At 68.7% G+C, this 17,786-nt stretch carries 12 protein-coding genes; 9 read left to right on the top strand and 3 right to left on the bottom strand.

The window, feature by feature from the left end:
• Nucleotides 1-76 precede the first annotated feature (76 nt).
• Together KIK15_RS02560 and KIK15_RS02555 are read left to right on the top strand one after the other, a co-directional pair.
• On the top strand, nt 77-1,303 hold the full coding sequence (locus KIK15_RS02560) for a sensor histidine kinase (RefSeq protein WP_214242565.1): 1,227 nt from the start codon (nt 77-79) through the stop codon (nt 1,301-1,303).
• Between the two features lie 25 nt (nt 1,304-1,328).
• Nucleotides 1,329-2,021 carry a response regulator transcription factor gene (locus KIK15_RS02555; RefSeq protein ID WP_214242564.1) on the top strand — a complete coding sequence of 231 codons (693 nt, stop codon included), beginning with the start codon at nt 1,329-1,331 and terminating at the stop codon, nt 2,019-2,021.
• 80 nt (nt 2,022-2,101) lie between these two features.
• Here the strand turns inward: KIK15_RS02555 and KIK15_RS02550 are convergent, their stop codons facing one another.
• The gene (locus KIK15_RS02550; protein ID WP_214242563.1) at nt 2,102-2,923 is read right to left on the bottom strand and encodes a glycine-rich protein; all 822 of its coding nucleotides are present in this window, start codon (nt 2,921-2,923) and stop codon (nt 2,102-2,104) included.
• A 296-nt stretch (nt 2,924-3,219) separates the two neighbouring features.
• On the opposite strand from KIK15_RS02550, the gene KIK15_RS02545 reads away from it, so the two are divergent.
• The 5 genes from KIK15_RS02545 to KIK15_RS02525 all read left to right on the top strand — a co-directional run bounded on the left by KIK15_RS02545 (nt 3,220) and on the right by KIK15_RS02525 (nt 9,699).
• A complete protein-coding gene (locus tag KIK15_RS02545; protein WP_214242562.1) occupies nt 3,220-4,635 on the top strand; it encodes a NarK/NasA family nitrate transporter in 1,416 nt (471 codons plus the stop codon).
• A 46-nt stretch (nt 4,636-4,681) separates the two neighbouring features.
• Entirely contained in the window at nt 4,682-7,192 is a 2,511-nt protein-coding gene (nirB, locus tag KIK15_RS02540; protein WP_374222802.1) for a nitrite reductase large subunit NirB, read from the top strand.
• Nucleotides 7,193-7,397: 205 nt separating this feature from the next.
• Entirely contained in the window at nt 7,398-7,772 is a 375-nt protein-coding gene (gene nirD / locus KIK15_RS02535; protein ID WP_214242560.1) for a nitrite reductase small subunit NirD, read from the top strand.
• On the top strand, nt 7,769-8,941 hold the full coding sequence (locus KIK15_RS02530) for a uroporphyrinogen-III synthase (protein ID WP_214242559.1): 1,173 nt from the start codon (nt 7,769-7,771) through the stop codon (nt 8,939-8,941). Before nirD ends, KIK15_RS02530 begins: the two co-directional genes overlap by 4 nt.
• Nucleotides 8,938-9,699, top strand: coding sequence for a sirohydrochlorin chelatase (locus KIK15_RS02525; RefSeq protein WP_214242558.1), 762 nt, complete (start codon nt 8,938-8,940; stop codon nt 9,697-9,699). The genes KIK15_RS02530 and KIK15_RS02525 overlap by 4 nt, the downstream gene beginning before the upstream one ends.
• Here the strand turns inward: KIK15_RS02525 and KIK15_RS02520 are convergent.
• The gene (locus tag KIK15_RS02520) at nt 9,653-10,444 is read right to left on the bottom strand and encodes an alpha/beta fold hydrolase (protein WP_214242557.1); all 792 of its coding nucleotides are present in this window, start codon (nt 10,442-10,444) and stop codon (nt 9,653-9,655) included. The two genes, KIK15_RS02525 and KIK15_RS02520, sit on opposite strands and share 47 nt — an antisense overlap.
• 132 nt (nt 10,445-10,576) lie before the next feature.
• Between KIK15_RS02520 and KIK15_RS02515 the strand changes: the two genes are divergently transcribed.
• Both KIK15_RS02515 and KIK15_RS02510 read left to right on the top strand, forming a co-directional pair.
• Entirely contained in the window at nt 10,577-13,951 is a 3,375-nt protein-coding gene (locus tag KIK15_RS02515) for an ATP-dependent DNA helicase (protein ID WP_307851703.1), read from the top strand.
• Entirely contained in the window at nt 13,944-17,342 is a 3,399-nt protein-coding gene (locus KIK15_RS02510) for an ATP-dependent DNA helicase (protein WP_214242556.1), read from the top strand. The genes KIK15_RS02515 and KIK15_RS02510 overlap by 8 nt, the downstream gene beginning before the upstream one ends.
• Here KIK15_RS02510 and KIK15_RS02505 read toward each other — a convergent pair.
• On the bottom strand, nt 17,339-17,743 hold the full coding sequence (locus tag KIK15_RS02505) for a hypothetical protein (protein WP_214242555.1): 405 nt from the start codon (nt 17,741-17,743) through the stop codon (nt 17,339-17,341). The two genes, KIK15_RS02510 and KIK15_RS02505, sit on opposite strands and share 4 nt — an antisense overlap.
• Between the last annotated feature and the right edge of the window lie 43 nt (nt 17,744-17,786).

Here is a 17,786-nt window from a genome sequence, read left to right as displayed (position 1 = left end):
CTCCCTTCGGTCGGTGTCGCGCCGCGGCCGTCGCGCACTCGTCCGATATGTCAGAACCACTGGCTACCGTGAGCCGATGACCACAGCTCTGATCACCACCACACGCCGCGGCATCGCCGTCCGGCGGGCCGCGTGGTCGGTCACCGTGGTGTGTTTTGCGCTGTTCCTGTCCTTGATGACACTGGGACTCGCCGCCACCGCGGGCACCCCGGCCTGGAACTACGGCCTGGGGTTGCTGCTCAACGCGATCGCCGCAATCGCACTCGTCTGGCGACACCACGCGCCGTGGGTGGTGTGGGGCTGCGCCCTCGCGGGTCCGCTGTTCTTCGCCACCGATGCCACCGCAGCACTCATCGCGCTGTACGCCCTCGGGTCGACGGTGCGCGGTCGGCGATTGCTCCTCGCGGCGCTGCCGGTGGTGGTGGCGTGCGGTGTCTCCCTCACCTACGACGCACTGCGCCGACGCGACTACTCGGTGCTCACCCTCGGAGTGCGCCACCAAGTGGGGTCGGATGTTCCGAACTGGCCACTGCCGCTGTGGATTCCGTGGGTTGTCGCGATTGTGCTGGTGACGGTGGTGGTGGGTGCGGCGGTGCTTCGGCGGGATCGGTCGGCGCTGGGGGTGGCGGCTTCGGCGCTCGACGCCCAGCAGGCGCAGGCCCAGGTGGTGGCGGCCGAGCTGATCGTGGCTGCCGAGCGAGACCGCATCGCGCGCGAGATGCATGACACCCTGGCCGCCACGCTGAGCCGAATCGCGTTGCTGGCCGGTGGGTTACAGGTGGGTGCGAACTCGAGTCGCGAAGAGGTCGCCAACATGGCATCACTGATCCACAGCACCGCCCACGACGGACTGATGGAACTGCGCCAGATCATCGGGGTGTTGCGGGACGGCAGTGAGGCGTCCGGTGGCGGTCGCCGGCAGTCGTTGGACGGGATCGCTGACCTGGTGGCGTCCGCGCGGGCGGTCGGCGGGCGGATCGCTCTGCACACCGACCTCGCACCGGATCCGTTGGGACCGTTGGCCGGTGCCACCGCCTATCGGATCGTGCGGGAGTCGTTGACCAATGCGCAACGCCACGCCGCGGGCGCACCGCTCATGGTCAGCGTGCACGGTGGACCCGACGACGGGCTACGCGTCGAGGTGCGCAACCGTTTGGCCGCCGCAGTGGTCGGCGCCGAGCACGGCACCCGAACCGGTCTGTCGGGTCTGGGGCGCACCGTCGCCGAGATCGGCGGCACACTCGAGGTAGTCGCCGCCCCTGACGAATTCGTGGTCCGAAGTTGGCTGCCGTGGCACAGCTGACCGAACAACCGAGGACAAGGCGATGATGACAAGTGACACCGCGGTGGTCGAGCCCCGTCGAGCCGAACGATTTTCGGTGCTCATCGCCGACGACGATCCGTTCGTCCACCGCGGCCTCACCGCCATCCTCGAAGCGGCCGGCGATCTGACGGTGGTGGCGTGCGTCGACGACGGCGATCAGGTGCTCGACGCCGTGGACCGCCATCGCCCGCACGTGCTGTTGGTCGACCTGGTGATGAAGCGGGTCGGCGGCGTCGCGGCCATCACCGCGGTGTTGAACCGCCCCGATCCGCCCCGGGTGATCGCGATGACCGCACTCGACGTCGATGGCCTGGTTGCCGACGCCATCCGGGCCGGAGCGCATAGCTTCTTGCGAAAGGTGGAGCCGCCCCACACCTTCGCGCTGGCCGTGACAGCGGTGGCCGCAGGCACCACGGTGTTCAGCGAGCAATGCCTACGGATGCTGGTCGCGGTGCAATCGCCGACCAAGGCCGCAGCAGACGCGCGGAGCGCGACGTTGGTGAACGCATTGACCACACGCGAACGCGAGGTGTTGGCCGAGGTTGCGCGTGGGCAGGCGACCGCGGTCATCGCGCGTGCCCTGCATCTGGGGGAGACCACCGTCAAAGCCCACCTACAGAGCATCTACACCAAATTCGGGTCGGCCAACCGCGTGGACGCAGCCGTGCACGCAGTCCGCGCCGGCCTCATCGACTGATCCGGGACCGTTTTCCGGGGTCTGGTCAGCCCAGACCGATTCAGCCCGATCCAGCCCAGACCGGTTCAACCCGGACTGGTTCAGCCCAGACAGATGATGTTGCACCGTCCGTCGAAGATGAACGTGACGCTGGCGCCCTTCGAGGTGATCTTCGGTGGGATGGTGGTCGGCAGGTTCGACCCGCCGCCGCCCCCGCCGCCGAGGTATCCGCCTGCGCCGCCGAAGAACCCGCCGCCACCACCGCCACCGCCGGTGGTCGGTGATCCGGCGCCACCGGCACCGAAGAAGCCCTGCTGGGCGTCGCCGTCGGCGGTGCCGCCCCGCACGAATCCCGCCGGGCCGCCACCAGAGCGCACGAAGTTGTTGTCGGCGCCACGCCCGCCGTCACCGCCACGGGTGATCGCGGTGCCACCCGCCCCGGCCGCCACGATCAGGCGTGTGGCCAGGGATGCGGTGCTGCGGGGGTCGACCGGGTTGGTGCGCACGTCGCTGCTGCCGCCCCCGCCGCTGGGGTAGCCGGTGGCGCCACCGTTGTAGCCACCTCGCCCGGGTCGACCGGGCTGCCCGGCTCCGCCGACGAACACCCATAGCGTCTGACCGGCGCGTGCAGGGATGTAGGCCGAGATCAGGTTGGCGCGGGTCGGTTCGACCTTCGCCCCCGGTGGCCGCGCGCCGCCCGCGCCCACCGCGGTGACCAGCAGGCTGCGCAGGCCGGCGGGGACCACGAACCGCTGTGGTGTCCCGGTGAAGGTGTAGACGCAGCGGATGCTCTTCTGGAACAGCGCCTGCGTGCAGTTGCGGGGCAGCGGCGCCGCCGATGCGGTCGGCGTGGCCAGGAACGTGGCTGCCGCAGCCATGACGATGGTTCCCAGCGCGGTGGCGCGCCTGCTGGCTCGAGACATCCAGAACTCCTCACGCAGTCAAACGTTCGATCAGCGATCGATCATCGTCGTGGTCATCATGACCCATTCCCTCGCGCTGACTGTAGAGGGCCGGGCGAGCAGATACCCACAAGCCGGGCAACTGCGATCTCACCGGGCGCTGGCAGTGCAGGTGAGAACACTGTGATTCGACGGTCACGCCGCGACAAGCTGCGGAAACAACCGATTCCTATGGTTTGCCCATCCACCGACGATCCCGTGGGTGATACGCACCCCGATGTGGCCCCGAGCCCCGTCGGCCCTGAGAGGACTCGATCGTGACGACAACGCAGAGCCACCGCAAACACCACATCACCGACTGGGATCCCGAAGATCGGGACGCCTGGGACAACGGCAACGCCGCGATCGCCAAGCGCAACCTCATCTGGTCGGTGATCTGCGAGCACGTCGGGTTCTCGGTGTGGTCGCTGTTCTCGGTGCTGGCCCTGTTCATGGGACCGCAGTACGGCATCACCATCGACCAGAAGTTCGTCATCGCCGCCACCGCCACATTCGTGGGCGCCTGCCTGCGCATCCCCTACACCCAGGCCACTGCCCGCTTCGGCGGGCGCAACTGGGCCATCTTCTCCGCCGTCGTGCTGCTCATCCCCACCGGGCTGACGATGATGTTGATGCTCAACCCCGGTGAGTTCGGCTTCGGCTGGTTCCTCGCTGTGGCCGCCCTGACCGGACTGGGCGGCGGCAACTTCGCATCCTCGATGACCAACATCAACGCCTTCTACCCACAGCGGCTCAAGGGGTGGGCGCTGGGCCTCAACGCAGGCGGCGGCAACATCGGCGTCCCTGCGGTGCAACTGGTCGGTCTCGGTGTGATTGCGGTCGCCTCCGATCGTCCCGAGATCGTGTGCGCCGTCTACCTGGTCCTGCTGGTGCTGGCCGGCATCGGGGCGGCACTGTTCATGGACAACCTCGATCACCAGACCTCCAGCGGTCGGGCGATGATCGAGTGCCTCAAGCATCGCGACACGTGGCTGATCTCGCTGCTCTATGTCGGAACCTTCGGCTCGTTCATCGGTTTCGGTTTCGCGTTCAGCCAGGTGCTCAACATCAGCTACACCTCCGCCGGTGCCGCCAAGCCGGCCCTGGCTGCGGCTCAGATCGCCTGGATCGGACCGCTTCTGGGCTCGTTGGCCCGCCCCATCGGCGGCAAGCTGGCCGACCGCGTAGGCGGCGGACGGGTCACCACGTACGCTTTCGTGGCCATGGTTGCCGCGTCGTCGATCCTGGTGGTCGCCGGCATGTCGGCAGACTCCAACGGCCACCGGATCGGTGACAGTCAGCTGCTGGGCTTCATCGTCGGCTTCATCCTGCTGTTCGGAATCTCCGGGGTTGCCAACGGATCGGTGTACAAGATCATCCCGGCGGTGTTCGAGGCCAAGGCGCAGGCCAACGTCGGGCTCAGCGCGCTCGGTCGCAGCACGTGGTCCCGCTCGATGTCGGGGGCGTTGATCGGTATCGCAGGCGCCTTCGGGGGTCTGGGCGGCGTGGCCATCAACCTGGTGCTGCGTGCCAGCTACAAGGCCGACAAGTCGGCCACCACCGCCTTCTGGGTCTTCCTCGCTTTCTATGTGCTGGCCGCGGTGGTCACCTGGTGGTTCTACGCCCGCGGTGAGAAAGCCGCGAATGCCGTTGCTGCGCAACCGTCGTCGGTTCCGGCTGCGGCCACCGTCTGATCACCGACGTCAACCATCCTCAAGCGCGACCGGACCAGGAGACATCGTGGGCAACAAGACAGTCGTGGTGATCGGCCACGGAATGGTCGGACATAGGTTCGTCACTGCGCTGCGGGCGCGAGACACCACCGATCAATGGCAGATCGTGGTGCTCGGTGAGGAGGCCGACGCCGCCTACGACCGCGTCGCGCTGTCGTCATACGTGAGCAACCCGGATCGCACCGCGTTGGCGTTGGCGGGCAACGACTACCCCGGCGATACCCGCGTCGATCTGCGGCTGGGGGTGGTTGCTGCGCATATCGATCGGGACCGCGCGTGCGTCGTCACCGCCGACGGCGACGAGATCGGCTACGACGCGGCGGTGTTGGCCACCGGCTCGTATCCGTTCGTGCCGCCGGTGCCCGGGCACGACACCCCGGGCTGCTTCGTCTACCGCACGCTCGATGACCTCGACAGGATTGGTGCGGCGGCCCGGGCGCTGCCCACCGGCACGGTGGGTGTGGTGGTCGGTGGTGGGTTGCTGGGATTGGAGGCAGCCAACGCCCTCGCGCTGCTCGGCCTCACCCCGCACGTGGTGGAGTTCGCGCCGCGACTGATGCCACTACAGGTCGACGAGGGCGGCGGCGCCCTGTTGAAGAATCTCGTCACCGACCTCGGGCTCACCGTGCACACCGGTGTCTCCACCACCGCGATCGAGTCGATCGATGCGGGCCTGCGCGTCACCCTCAGTGATGAATCCACCATCACCGCAGGACTTCTCGTGTTCTCGGCTGGAGTTCGGCCGCGTGATGCGCTGGCTCGCGATGCGGGACTGGCGGTCGGTGAACGCGGCGGTGTGCTGGTCGATGCCGGTTGTCAGACCACCGATCCGCGCGTGTACGCCATCGGAGAGGTGGCCGCGGTCGAGGGCCGGTGCTACGGGTTGGTGGCCCCCGGCTACCACACCGCCGAGGTGGTCGCCGACCGACTGTTGGCCGGTGACAGTGTGTTCCCCGGCGCAGACATGTCCACCAAGCTCAAATTGCTCGGCGTGGACGTGGCCAGTTTCGGGGACGCGATGGCCGCCACCCCCGGTGCGCTGGAGGTGGTTTACAGCGATCCGGTGGCCGGCACCTACGCCAAGGTCGTGGTCTCCGATGACGCCCGAACGTTGCTCGGCGGCATCCTCGTCGGCAACGCCGACGCCTACGCGCTGCTCAAGCCGATGGTCGGGTCGCCGCTCACCGGTGATCCGGGTGAGCTGATCGCCCCGGTCGGATCGGGTTCGGCCGCAGGTGGATTGGCGTGTTTGCCGGACGAGGCGGAGATCTGCTCGTGCAACGCCGTGTCCAAGGGGTCGATCTGTTCGGCGATCGCGGCCGGTGCCTGCGAGATCGCCGCGCTCAAAGACGTGACCGGGGCCGGAACCACCTGTGGCGGATGTCTTCCCAGCGTCAAGACGCTGCTCGCCGAATCGGGCATCACGCTCAGCAAGGCGCTGTGTGAGCACTTTTCGCAGTCGCGGGCAGAGTTGTTCGAGATCATCGCGGCCACCGGAATCCGTACGTTTTCTGGGCTCATCGCACGGTGTGGTACCGGAACCGGTTGTGACATCTGTAAACCCACCGTCGCGTCCATCCTGGCGTCCACCTCCAGCGATCACATCCTCGACGGTGAGCAGGCCGCACTGCAAGACACCAACGACCACTTCCTGGCCAATCTGCAACGCAACGGCTCGTATTCGGTGGTGCCCCGGATGCCGGGTGGCGAGGTGACACCGGATCAGCTGATCGTCATCGGCCAGGTGGCCAAGGACTTCGGGCTCTACACCAAGATCACCGGCGGCCAACGCATCGACATGTTCGGTGCCCGCGTGGAGCAGCTGCCGCTGATCTGGCGACGTCTGGTCGAGGCGGGCATGGAGTCGGGCCAGGCGTACGGCAAGAGCCTGCGCACGGTCAAGAGTTGTGTGGGCAGCACCTGGTGTCGCTACGGGGTGCAGGACGCGGTGGGCATGGCTGTGCGGTTGGAAAAGCGTTATCGCGGCCTGCGTTCGCCGCACAAGATCAAGTTCGGGGTGTCGGGGTGCGCGCGCGAATGTGCTGAGGCGCGTGGCAAGGACGTCGGCGTGATCGCCACCGAAGCGGGCTGGAACCTCTACGTCGGCGGCAACGGTGGACAACGACCCGTGCACGCGGTGTTGCTGGCCACCGGCCTCGATGACGCCACCCTGATCGCTTACATCGACCGTTACCTGATGTTCTACGTCCGCACCGCCGACCGGCTGCAACGCACCGCGCCGTGGCTGGAGTCGTTGCCCGGCGGGCTGGAGCATCTGCGCGAGGTGATCTGCGAGGACAGCCTGCACATCGTCGAGGAACTGGAGGCGGCGATGGACCGGCATGTGGCCGGCTATCGCGACGAATGGGCTGCCGTGCTCGACGACGAGGAGAAACTCAAACGGTTCGTCTCGTTTGTCAACGCACCCGAGCACCCGGATCCGACCATCGCGTTCGACGAGTCGCGAGAACGGATGGCGCCGGTGATGTTGTCGATGCCCACAGTTCCGGTCACGTGATCCCCGGCCGTGTGGATCCCCGATGACATCAGCCCCACGGGCTGGTCGTGATCGCGGCGTGAGCAGCGGCGTTACCGCGCACCACACAACCGAAACGTTGACTTCACATGGCAGTTGAACAATGTGTGCGGTCCCACCGAACACCGGCCGGCGGGCGAATCCGTCGGTCATCGCGCCCCCGCGATCGTGCAACCGAGGAGATCCCATGACCGTCATCGACCAGGCAAGCAGCCAGACCGCGACGCAGTGGACGCCGGCCTGCCCGCTGTCGGAACTCATCCCCGGTCGGGGAGTGGCTGTGCTGTTACCCGGCTTCGCGCAGGCGGCGCTGTTCCGGATGCCCGACGACACCCTCTATGCCGTGGGCAACATCGACCCGTTCGGGCCGGCCGCAGTCATCTCACGCGGCCTGGTCGGTGACCGCGCGGGTGAACCTGTGGTGGCATCACCGCTGCTCAAGCAGGTCTTCTCGCTGCGCACCGGGGTGTGCCTCGACGATGACCGCGCTCAGCTGGGCACCTTCGCGGTGCGGCTGATCGACGGGGTGGTCGAGATAGCCGGTGACGAGTCGCACCGATGAGCGCCGGCGCCGGTGCGGCGCCTTCGGTCGGCACCGATCTACCCCTGGCCGGATATACCATCGGGATCACCGCGGCGCGTCGCGCCGACGAGTTCGAGGCGCTGCTGACCCGACGAGGCGCTGCGGTGCTGCACGCTCCGGCCATCCGCATCATCCCCCTGGCCGACGACGCCGAGTTGCAGCGCGTGACCGGCGAGATCATCGCCGATCCGCCCGCGGTCGTGGTGGCCACCACCGGGATCGGTTTCCGGGGCTGGATGGAGGCCGCCGACGGGTGGGGCCTGGCCGAAGATCTCCTCGAAGCGTTGGCGAAGTCGGCGTTGCTGGCGCGCGGTCCCAAGGCCAAGGGCGCGATTCGAGCTGCCGGTCTGCACGAACAATGGTCTCCGCCCAACGAGTCCTCCAGCGAGGTGCTCGATCACCTGCTGACCGAAGGCGTCGAGGGGGTGCGGATCGGGGTACAGCTGCACGGCGCGACCACCGAGTGGGAACCACTGCCGGATCTGTGTGAGGTGTTGCGCGCCGCGGGTGCGCAGGTGGTGCCCATCCCGGTGTACCGCTGGATCCCGCCCGCCGACACCACGCCGATGGACCAGATGATCTCGGCCGCAATCTGTTCTGAGATCGACGCCATCACCTTCACCAGCGCGCCCGCGGTGGCCTCGATGCTGGATCGGGCGCGCACCAGCGGACGCCTGGAGGACCTGCTCCACGCACTGCGCACGTCGGTGACGGTGCTGTGCGTGGGTGCGGTGACCGCGGGTCCGTTGCACGCCCTGGCGGTTCCCACCGTGCAACCGATGCGGTTCCGGCTCGGGGCGCTGGCCCGGTTGATCGCCGACGAGTTGCCGCGTCGCACCCAGATGTTGCGGGTGGCCGGACACGACATGGCCATCCTGAGCCGTACCGTGGTGGTCGACGGCGAGGTGCGCACGCTGACCGCGGCGAGCCTGGCGTTGCTCAAGGGACTGTCCCGGGTGCCCGGCCGGGTGGTCGGTCGGCAGGCGTTGTTGGCGGAGTTACCGGGCGGAGGAGACGACACCCATGCCGTGGAGACCGCGATGGCTCGCCTGCGGACCGCGCTCGGCGACCCCACGATCATCCAAACCGTCGTCAAACGCGGCTACCGCATCGCGGTCGATCTCGAATACGAGGATGCGCGAGAATGACTGACCATCGGTGTGCCGTGCCCGGCACCCCGATCCTGGTGGCGCACGGCACTCGCTCGCAGACCGGTGTGGACACCGTCCACGCGCTGGCCGACCTGGTGGCGACACAGATCGGCCCGCTGCGGGTGGCGTTCGTAGACGTGCTGGGGCCCAGTCCAGAGCAGGTGTTGCGCGAGACCGCCGGGCCCGCGATCGTGGTGCCGGCCTTCCTCGCTGCCGGATATCATGTGCGACAAGACATCCCGAACAACATTGCCGCCAGCGGTCATACCGAGGTGACGGTCACCGACAGCCTGGGGCCCGATCCGGTGATCGCGTCGGTGCTGCGCGAGCGGTTGGTGGCGGCCGGTTGGCAGCCTGGGGATGCGGTGATCTTGGCGGCGGCGGGCTCCTCGGACCCTTCGGCGTGTGACGATGTGCGCACGGCCGCAGCGCAATTGGCGTTGCTCACCGATTCCCCGGTGGACACCGCGTTCATCACCTCGGCTTCACCGCGGGTGCCCTGCGCGGTGGCCGCCGCGCGCATCAACGGCGCCCGTCGGGTGGTCATCGCGGCATATCTGTTGGCGCCCGGACTGTTTCACACTCGGCTGGCACAGGTGGGCGCCGATGCGGTCACCGAACCGATCGGCGCCGACCCAGCCATCGTCGACCTGCTGGTCCACCGCTTCACCCGTGCGCGAGTTCGGAGGGCCGGCCCTCCAAATTCGCTCACGGGGAGAGTAGCGACACCACCTCGCGGATCATCTGCGCGGTGAGTTCGGGGCGCGACTGCGGCACCATGTGGTCGCAATCCTCGTGGTGCACCTGCACCCGGTCCGGCGCGCCCGCGATCACCGCATCGATGAACTGGGGTGTGGCGTAGGGCGGTTGAACCTTGTCGGCCACCACGATCCGCACCACCGCACCGGGATCGGGGGTGACGAACGGTCGGGCCAGCTCACTCCAGGACGTGGTGACCGCGCCGAGATGGATACGCCAGCAGACCCGACCGGCGGCGTCGGTGGTCAGATGATCGGCGATCTCGGTGCGTAGCTGCTCCTCGGGGACCTCCCACCACGCTTCGGACCGCTTGCGGTCGAAGGCATCGTTGGCATCGCGCAGGTAGAAGGTGTCGATGTTGGCCGCCGCCACCTCGGCCATCCGGGCGCCATCGAGTCCGATCGCCGGATCGAGCAGCACCAGCCCCGGTACTCGGTCACCCACCGCGCGCGACAGGTGGACCGCCAGCGCGCCGCCGTAGGAGTGTCCGACCACCACCACAGGGCCGTCGGTGTGCCGGTCGAGGACCTCGACGATGGCGGCCACCTGGTCCTCGATCCGCCAGGGTGCCGCCCACGACGAATATGCGTGGCCAAGCAGGTCGGGTGCCACGATCCGTAGATCGGGCAGGTGACGCTGCGCCAACGCAGCCCACCGTTTGCCGTGCCCGGTCAGCCCGTGCAGGGCCAGCACCGTTGGGGCGTCGGGCGGTCCGAACGTGGTCACCGACATCGCGCTCATCACCCCATCCTGCCCTGAGCCCCGGCTTGTCGACCTCCGACGCGCGCTCTGCGGTAGGACTGTCAGGGTCAGATGATCTGATCTGCACATCCGAGACTGCCCCACCCGTCCAGATGCCGAGGAGTTCTCATCGTGTCGTTGCCAGACCGGCCCGAGCGCGACGGTCGTCGGCGCAGCGAGGTCCGCGCGCGTCTGGTGGCTGCGCCTGGGAACTCGCCGCCGCCCCGAGTCTGGCCGCAGCCGGTGCAGGCGCTGGTCGACGGCCCGGTGGAGACACCGGCGGGGTGGGCTCCGCATCGCGTGTCGGGTGGGCCGGGTACCGGCAAGACCGCACTGTTGGTCGACATCGCGGTGGCACGGCTCACCGACCCATCCGCCGCTGCCGAGTCGGTGATGGTCCTAGCCGCGAACCGCCGCGCGGCTGCGGCGTTGCGTGAGCAGATCAGTGCCCGAGTCCTCGGCGTGGCACAGGCATATCGAGCTGACCGCCCACTGGCCACCCGTGAGCCGTTGGTGCGTACGGTGCACTCGTATGCCTTCGCCGTGTTGCGACTGCAGGCGGCGGCGCTGGGCAACCCGCCCCCGCGACTGATCACCGGCTCCGAGCAGGACGCGGTCATCCGCGAACTGTTGGCCGGTGACATCGACGACGGCGCAGGCTACTGGCCTGCGCATCTGCGCCCGGCGCTGCCGACCGACGGATTCGCCCAGGCCCTGCGCGACCTCATGTTGCGTTCGGCCGAGCGCGGGGTTGGTCCAGAAGGTCTGATCGCTCTGGGGCGCAAGCACAATCGACCCGAGTGGGTTGCGGCCGGACAGGCCTACCGGCAGTACGAACAGACCACCCTGCTGCGCGGTGCAGTCGGGGTCGAGTCGCCGCACGCCAGTGCCCCAGCCGTCGACGCCGCCGAACTGATCGGGTCAGCGCTCACCGCCCTGTCCACCGACGAGGTGCTCTGCAACCGCGAGCGCGCGCGTATCCGACACCTGCTGGTCGACGACGCCCAGCACCTCGACCCGCACGCCGCAGCTCTCATCAGACTGATCGGCACCGGCGCGCAATCAGTGGTCATCGCCGGTGATCCGGATCAGGCGATCTACGGATTCCGCGGCGCCAGTTCGCGATTCCTCGATTCGCTGGCCGAGCCCGGCTCGGCGCGCGACATCCGGTTGACCGACAACTTCCGCTCTGGCGCGGCGATCACCGCGGTCGGCACCACGATCGCGGCGCGACTGCCCGGTGGTCGTCGCACCGCATCACGTCCGGCCGGCCCTGACCCTGTGCGTGGGTCGGGGCTCGGCGTGCAGGTGCATTCCTCGGCGGCCAAGGAAGCCACCGCGATCGCCGACATGATGCGTCGCGCGCACCTGTTCGACGCGGTGCCGTGGTCGCAGATGGCGGTCATCGTGCGGTCGGTGCCCCGGGCCCTGACGCCGTTGCGCCGGGCGCTGCGGTCGGCGGGGGTGCCGGTGACCACCTCGGCCACCGAGCTGCCGTTGCATCGACAGCGTGCCGTGCGCGCCCTGCTGGGGGCGTTACGCGCGGCCGAGGAGCCGATCGACCCGGATTCGGCGTTCGAGTTGCTCGCCGGTCCCATCGGTGCAGCCGACCCCACCGCGATTCGACGTCTGCGACGCGGAGTACGTCGCGTCGAGGCGGCGCGCGCGGCCACGGGTGTGATGCCCCGTGATTCGGGCGAGGTGATCGCGGCCATGCTCGCCGACCCGCGCCCGGCGTCGGAGGTGGTGGCCGGGCTCACCGACCCCGAAAGCCTGCCCCTGGTCCGTGTGCTCGACGTCATCGCCGCGGTGCGCGCCAGTGTGCAGCGCGGCGGTGGTGTGGAGGACGTGCTGTGGTCTGCCTGGCAGGCCACTCGCCTCGAACGCCGTTGGGCTGCAGTGGCTTTGCGTGGCGGCGCGGGGGCCGATCAGGCCGACCGGGACCTCGACGCGGTCGTCGCGCTGTTCGACGCCGCAGCCAGTTTCACCGACAACCTGCCCGCGGCCACCGTGGTCGGTTTCGTCGAACACATCGAGAAGTTGCAGATCCCCACCGAGACCCGCCGTGTCACAGCCGATTCCGACGCGGTGACGGTGCTCTCGGCGCACTCGGCGGCGGGCCGTGAGTGGGACGTGGTGGCGGTTGCTGGGGTGGTCGACGGCCTGTGGCCGTCGTTGCGTAGCCGCGGGAGCATCTTGTCGACGCCGGCCCTGGTCGACCTCCTCGACGGCATGTCGGCCGATGCACTGGACACCGTGTCGCGCGGCGCGGTGGCGCTGGCCGAGGAGCGCCGACTGTTCCTGGTCGCGTGCACGCGGGCCCGCCGAGCGCTGTTGGTCACCGCCGTCGATGACGGCAGCGGCGACAGTGCACCCTCGCGATTCGTCTCCGAACTGGCTCTGCTGCAATCGGATTCCTTTGACAGTGACCCCGATGTCGACTGTGAGGAGCGGGAGCTGGGCGATGTCGAGCTGCCGGTGCAGCCGGCCATCAAACGGGTGCTGTCGCTGCCGTCTCTGACCGCCACGCTACGGGCCGCGGTGTGCGATCCGGCGTCGGACAAGCCCACGGTGGCCGCCGCCGCGGAACTGCTGGCCCGCTTGGCCGACGCTGCGGTGGAGGGGGCGCATCCGGCCCAGTGGTACGGCTTGTCCGGTCCCAGCACTGATGTCGCGCTGTGGAATCCAGACCGCGGACCGCTTGTCCTGTCGCCGTCGGGAGTGGAGTCGTTGTCACGCTGCTCATTGCGTTGGATGCTCGAGCGCGCCGGCGGCCGCGACGGGGACGCGGCGCCGGCGGTGGCCGGGACCCTGGTGCACACGATGGTGCAGGCGGTGGCCGGGCAGATCCCGCCGGCCGAGGTGACCGAGTCGCTGCGCCGAGTGTGGGAGCAGGTCGACCTCGGGGCCGATTGGTACTCCGCGCATGAACTCGAGCGCACCGAGGCCATGCTGACCACCTTCTCGGACTGGTTGCGCCGCACCCGTGACGAGTTGACCGAGATCGGGGTGGAAGTGGAGGTGGACGTCATCGTTCCTGCCGATCCGGTTGCAGCGCAGAATGATCCGGAATCCGGCGACATCCCGGTGCGGTTGCGTGGCCGCATCGACCGGTTGGAGCGCGACGCGGCGGGTCGACCGGTCGTGGTGGACGTCAAGACCGCCAAGTCGGCCATTCCTGCTGCCGATGCGCAGGTGCATCCGCAGCTGGCCACCTACCAACTCGCGCTCACCCTCGGCGGTGAACCCACCCTGGGCCCGGTGGACACCGGTGGTGCGCAGTTGGTCTACGTGGCTGCGCCGTCGCGGACCACCGGCGCCACTGTGCGAAGCCAGGACCCGCTGACTCCCGAGCAGATCGACGAATGGACCGACATCGTGCGGGCGGCCGCCCGTGCTGCGGTAGGCCCCCGCTTCGAGGCGACGCGCAACCCGAGTTGTTCCTACTGTCCGTTGCACACCTCGTGCCCGGCGCAGACGCGGGGACGGTCGGTGGCCGATGACTGACCGCGAACTCGGCGCGGCAGATCGGCGGATCTCGGCCATTGCGCTGTCGGCGGCGCTGGATCTGCCGGCCCCCACCGCCGAGCAGGTGGCGGTGATCGAGGCGCCGATGGATCCGGTGCTGGTGGTGGCCGGTGCGGGGGCGGGCAAGACCGAGACGATGGCCGCCCGGGTGGTGTGGCTGGTGGCCAACCGACTCGTCAGCCCCGATCAGGTGATCGGTCTGACCTTCACTCGAAAGGCTGCGGCCGAGTTGGCCGTTCGTATCCGGCGCCGCTTGGCGATGCTGGCGTCGTCGGCAGCGATGACCCATTGGGACCCGGACGGATCGCTGCGGTTGCTGTTGCGCAGCGCCGACCCCGAGGTGAGCACGTATCACGCCTATGCCGGTCGGCTGATCGCCGACTATGGCCTGCTGCTGCCGGTCGAGCCGTCGTCGACACTGCTGTCGGAAACCGAGTTGTGGCAGTTGGCGTTCGGGGTGGTGGCCGCCTGGGACGAGGACCTGGAGGTGACCAAGACGCCATCGGGGGTGACCGAAGCGGTGCTCTCGCTGTACTCCGAGGCTGCCGAACACCTCGTCGACATCGACGACATCGCCGCCGCCGGGCAGACGCTGCACGACCTCGTCGACACCCTGCCCCGCGCCAGAGGGCAACGCGCAGAACCATCGGGTGAGCTGCGCAAGCTCCAGCACGTGATCGTCGAACGCCGCAGGCTGTTGCCGCTGGTCAGTCGGCTCGCCCGCACCATGCGGGAACAGAATGTGCTCGACTTCGGCAGCCAGATGTCGTTGGCGGCGCGGCTCGTTCGTGATCATCCCGAGGTGGCGGCGGGGGAGCGGGCCGGCATCCGAGCAGTGCTCCTCGACGAGTATCAGGACACCGGTCACTCCCAGCGGGTGCTGCTGTCCACGCTGTTCGGTGGCGTGCCCCGGCCCGACGCACCTGCGGTGGCGGTCACCGCTGTCGGCGACCCGATCCAGTCGATCTACGGCTGGCGCGGTGCCTCGGCCGCCAATCTGCCCCGGTTCGCCGACGACTTCCGGTGTGCCGACGGTACCCCCGCGGCCCGGATGGAACTGCTGACTAGCTGGCGCAACCCGCGCACCGCACTGGAACTGGCCAACACGGCCTCCGAGGAGCTACGGGCGGTCGGGGTGCCGGTGAGTGTGCTGCGCGCGCGATCAGATGCCCCGGTGGGAACGGTGGAGCTCGGTCTCTTCGACACCATCGACGCCGAGCGACACTGGTGTGCCGAGCAGATCTCCGACGAGTACCGCGCCGCCGAGCAGGCCGGGCAGACGCCACCCACCGTGGCGATCCTGGTACGCCGCAACGAGGATTCCGCACCGTTGGCGGCTGAGCTGGAGGCTCGAGGCATCCCGGTCGAGGTGGTCGGGATCGGTGGGCTGCTGCACGTGCCCGAGGTGGTCGACGTGGTGGCGATGCTGCGCTTGATGGTCGACCCGATGGCCGGAACCGCGGCCATGCGGTTGCTGACCGGGGCGCGATGGCAGCTGGGGGCGGCCGACCTCGACGCATTGTGGCGCCGGGCCCGGGCGCTCGCTGTCGTCGAGTTCGATGCCGTCTCCGGAACCGTCACCACCCCGGAGGCTCTCGACGCCGCGTTGGATGCGGCGGTGCCCTCAGAGGTTGCCGACGTCGCGGGGCTGGGCGATGCCATCGCCGATCCGGGTGATGAGAATCGTTACAGCACTGAGGGATTGCGTCGGATCAAGGAGTTCGCGAGTCAGCTCGACGGGCTGCGCCGTCGGGTCGGTCAGCCGCTGACCGAGTTGGTGGCCGACGTCGAAGAGGTACTGGGCGTGGGGATCGAAGCGCAGATCCGAGCGCGTCGGATGCGCGGCGACACCACCGGGCGCGAGCACCTCGATGCATTCGCTGAGTACGTGGCCGAATACGCCGAACGGTCGGCGCCGTCGTTGCCGGGGCTGTTGGCGTTTCTCGAGTCGGCGGCCACCATCGAGAAGGGGTTGACCCCGGGCAAGGTGGAGATCGCTGAGGCCCGGGTCCAGATCCTCACCGTGCACGCGGCCAAGGGTTTGGAGTGGGACATGGTGGTGCTCCCGCACGTGTCCACCAACATCTTTCCCGGCGGAAAGTCCGACAGCACCTGGCTGGGCAGCGCCGCGGAGTTGCCCGCCGAGCTGCGCGGCGACCTCGCCGACGTCGACGGCGAAGGCTTCCCCCGCTTCGATCCGACCGGCGCCGGCGATCGCAAGGAGCTGTCCGCCCTTGTCGACGAACACAAAGAGGCGCTGCGCCGGCGCAAGCTGGAGGAAGATCGGCGCCTGCTTTACGTCGCGCTGACGAGAACCAAACGCGCCCTGCTGGTCTCGGCGCATCACTGGGCTGCGGGGGGTGTGCGCCCGAAGGGTCCCTCGATGTTCATGACCGAGCTGCACGCGATCGTCGAGGACATGCTGGCCGATCCCGGCACCGATCCCGAGCTGGCCGCCGGGTTGACGGTTGCGCATTGGGAGCCGACGCCGGTCGACGACGCGGCCAATCCGATGTCGGAGAGGGTGATCTCGGCGATCTGGCCGCCGGATCCGTTGGGGACCAGGCGCGCTCAGGTGCGTGCCGGTGCCGATCGGGTGCTCGAGGTGATGCGCAAGCGTGGCCAGCCGTCCCTGTTCGAGGTGTCGGAATCGTCGTCGCCGCACGAGTCGGACGAGGTGGCGCAGTGGCGCGCTGAGGTGGACGCCCTGTTGGCCGAGCGGGCTGGTGAACATTCGATTGATCTGGAAGTGGCTTTACCGCAGCACCTGTCGGTGAGCGACTTGGTCGAGCTCGACAAGGACGAGGGGGCGTTCGCCCGACGGCTGCGGCGACCGATGCCGTTCAAACCCAATCCGTTGGCGCGGCGGGGAACAGCGTTTCACGCCTGGGTGGAACGGCAGTTCGGGGCCACCCGACTGTTGGACATGGACGAGTTGCCGGGTGCTGCGGACGAGGGCGCCGACGTCGACGGCGACCTCGCCGTGTTGCGCGAGGCGTTCCTGGCCTCCGCGTGGGCCAGCCGCAGCCCCATCGAGGTGGAGGTCCCGTTCGAGACGGTGATCGGGTCGACGGTGATCCGTGGCCGGATGGACGCGGTGTTCGCCGAGCCCGACGGCGGTGCCATCGTGGTCGACTGGAAGACCGGCGCGCAACCGGCTGCGGCGCATCATCATTCGGTCACCGTGCAGTTGGCGGCCTATCGAATCGCGTGGGCCGAGCTCAGCGGTCTGCCGCTGGAGAAGGTTCGCGCGGCGTTTCACTATGTGAGGGACGGGGCCACGGTCGAGCCCTCGCCGCTTCCCGGCCGCGATCAGCTCGCACGCCTGCTCGACATCGCCACCGGTGGCGATGCGAGCCGAGATGTCTAGGCGTTGCGGTAGATGCGCAGCGCAGTGGTGATCATCGGGATCTGTAGGGGTAGCCGCAGCAGCGTGATCGCGCGCAGCACCGGTTGGTGCCAGTACAGCCGACACATGTTGATGTTGGCCGGGTAGACGGCCACGAAGAGCGCAACGGCACTCAGTGCGGATGCCCGGCGAGTGGCCGGCACCAACAATCCGGCCCCGATGGCCGCTTCGGCCACCCCGGAGGCGTAGGTGAGGGCGCGCGGATCACCGGGGATCTCGGCGGGGATCTGCGCGTCGAACGGCGCGGGCACCGCGAGATGCAGGATGCCCATCCCGATCAGTGCACCACCCATGATCCGGGCGGGCCGGGTGGTGCCGGTGCCGAGTCGCTGGGAGAGCGTGGAGATCAGTGCAGATGCCATGGCCCCCACTCTGCCTTACCGTGCGTCGATCTTTACGCCTTGT

Origin of the sequence: Williamsia sp. CHRR-6, from assembly GCF_018474015.1 — a bacterium.
Classification (GTDB): Bacteria; Actinomycetota; Actinomycetes; order Mycobacteriales; family Mycobacteriaceae; genus Williamsia_A.
This window is presented reverse-complemented; position numbering and strand designations above follow the sequence as displayed.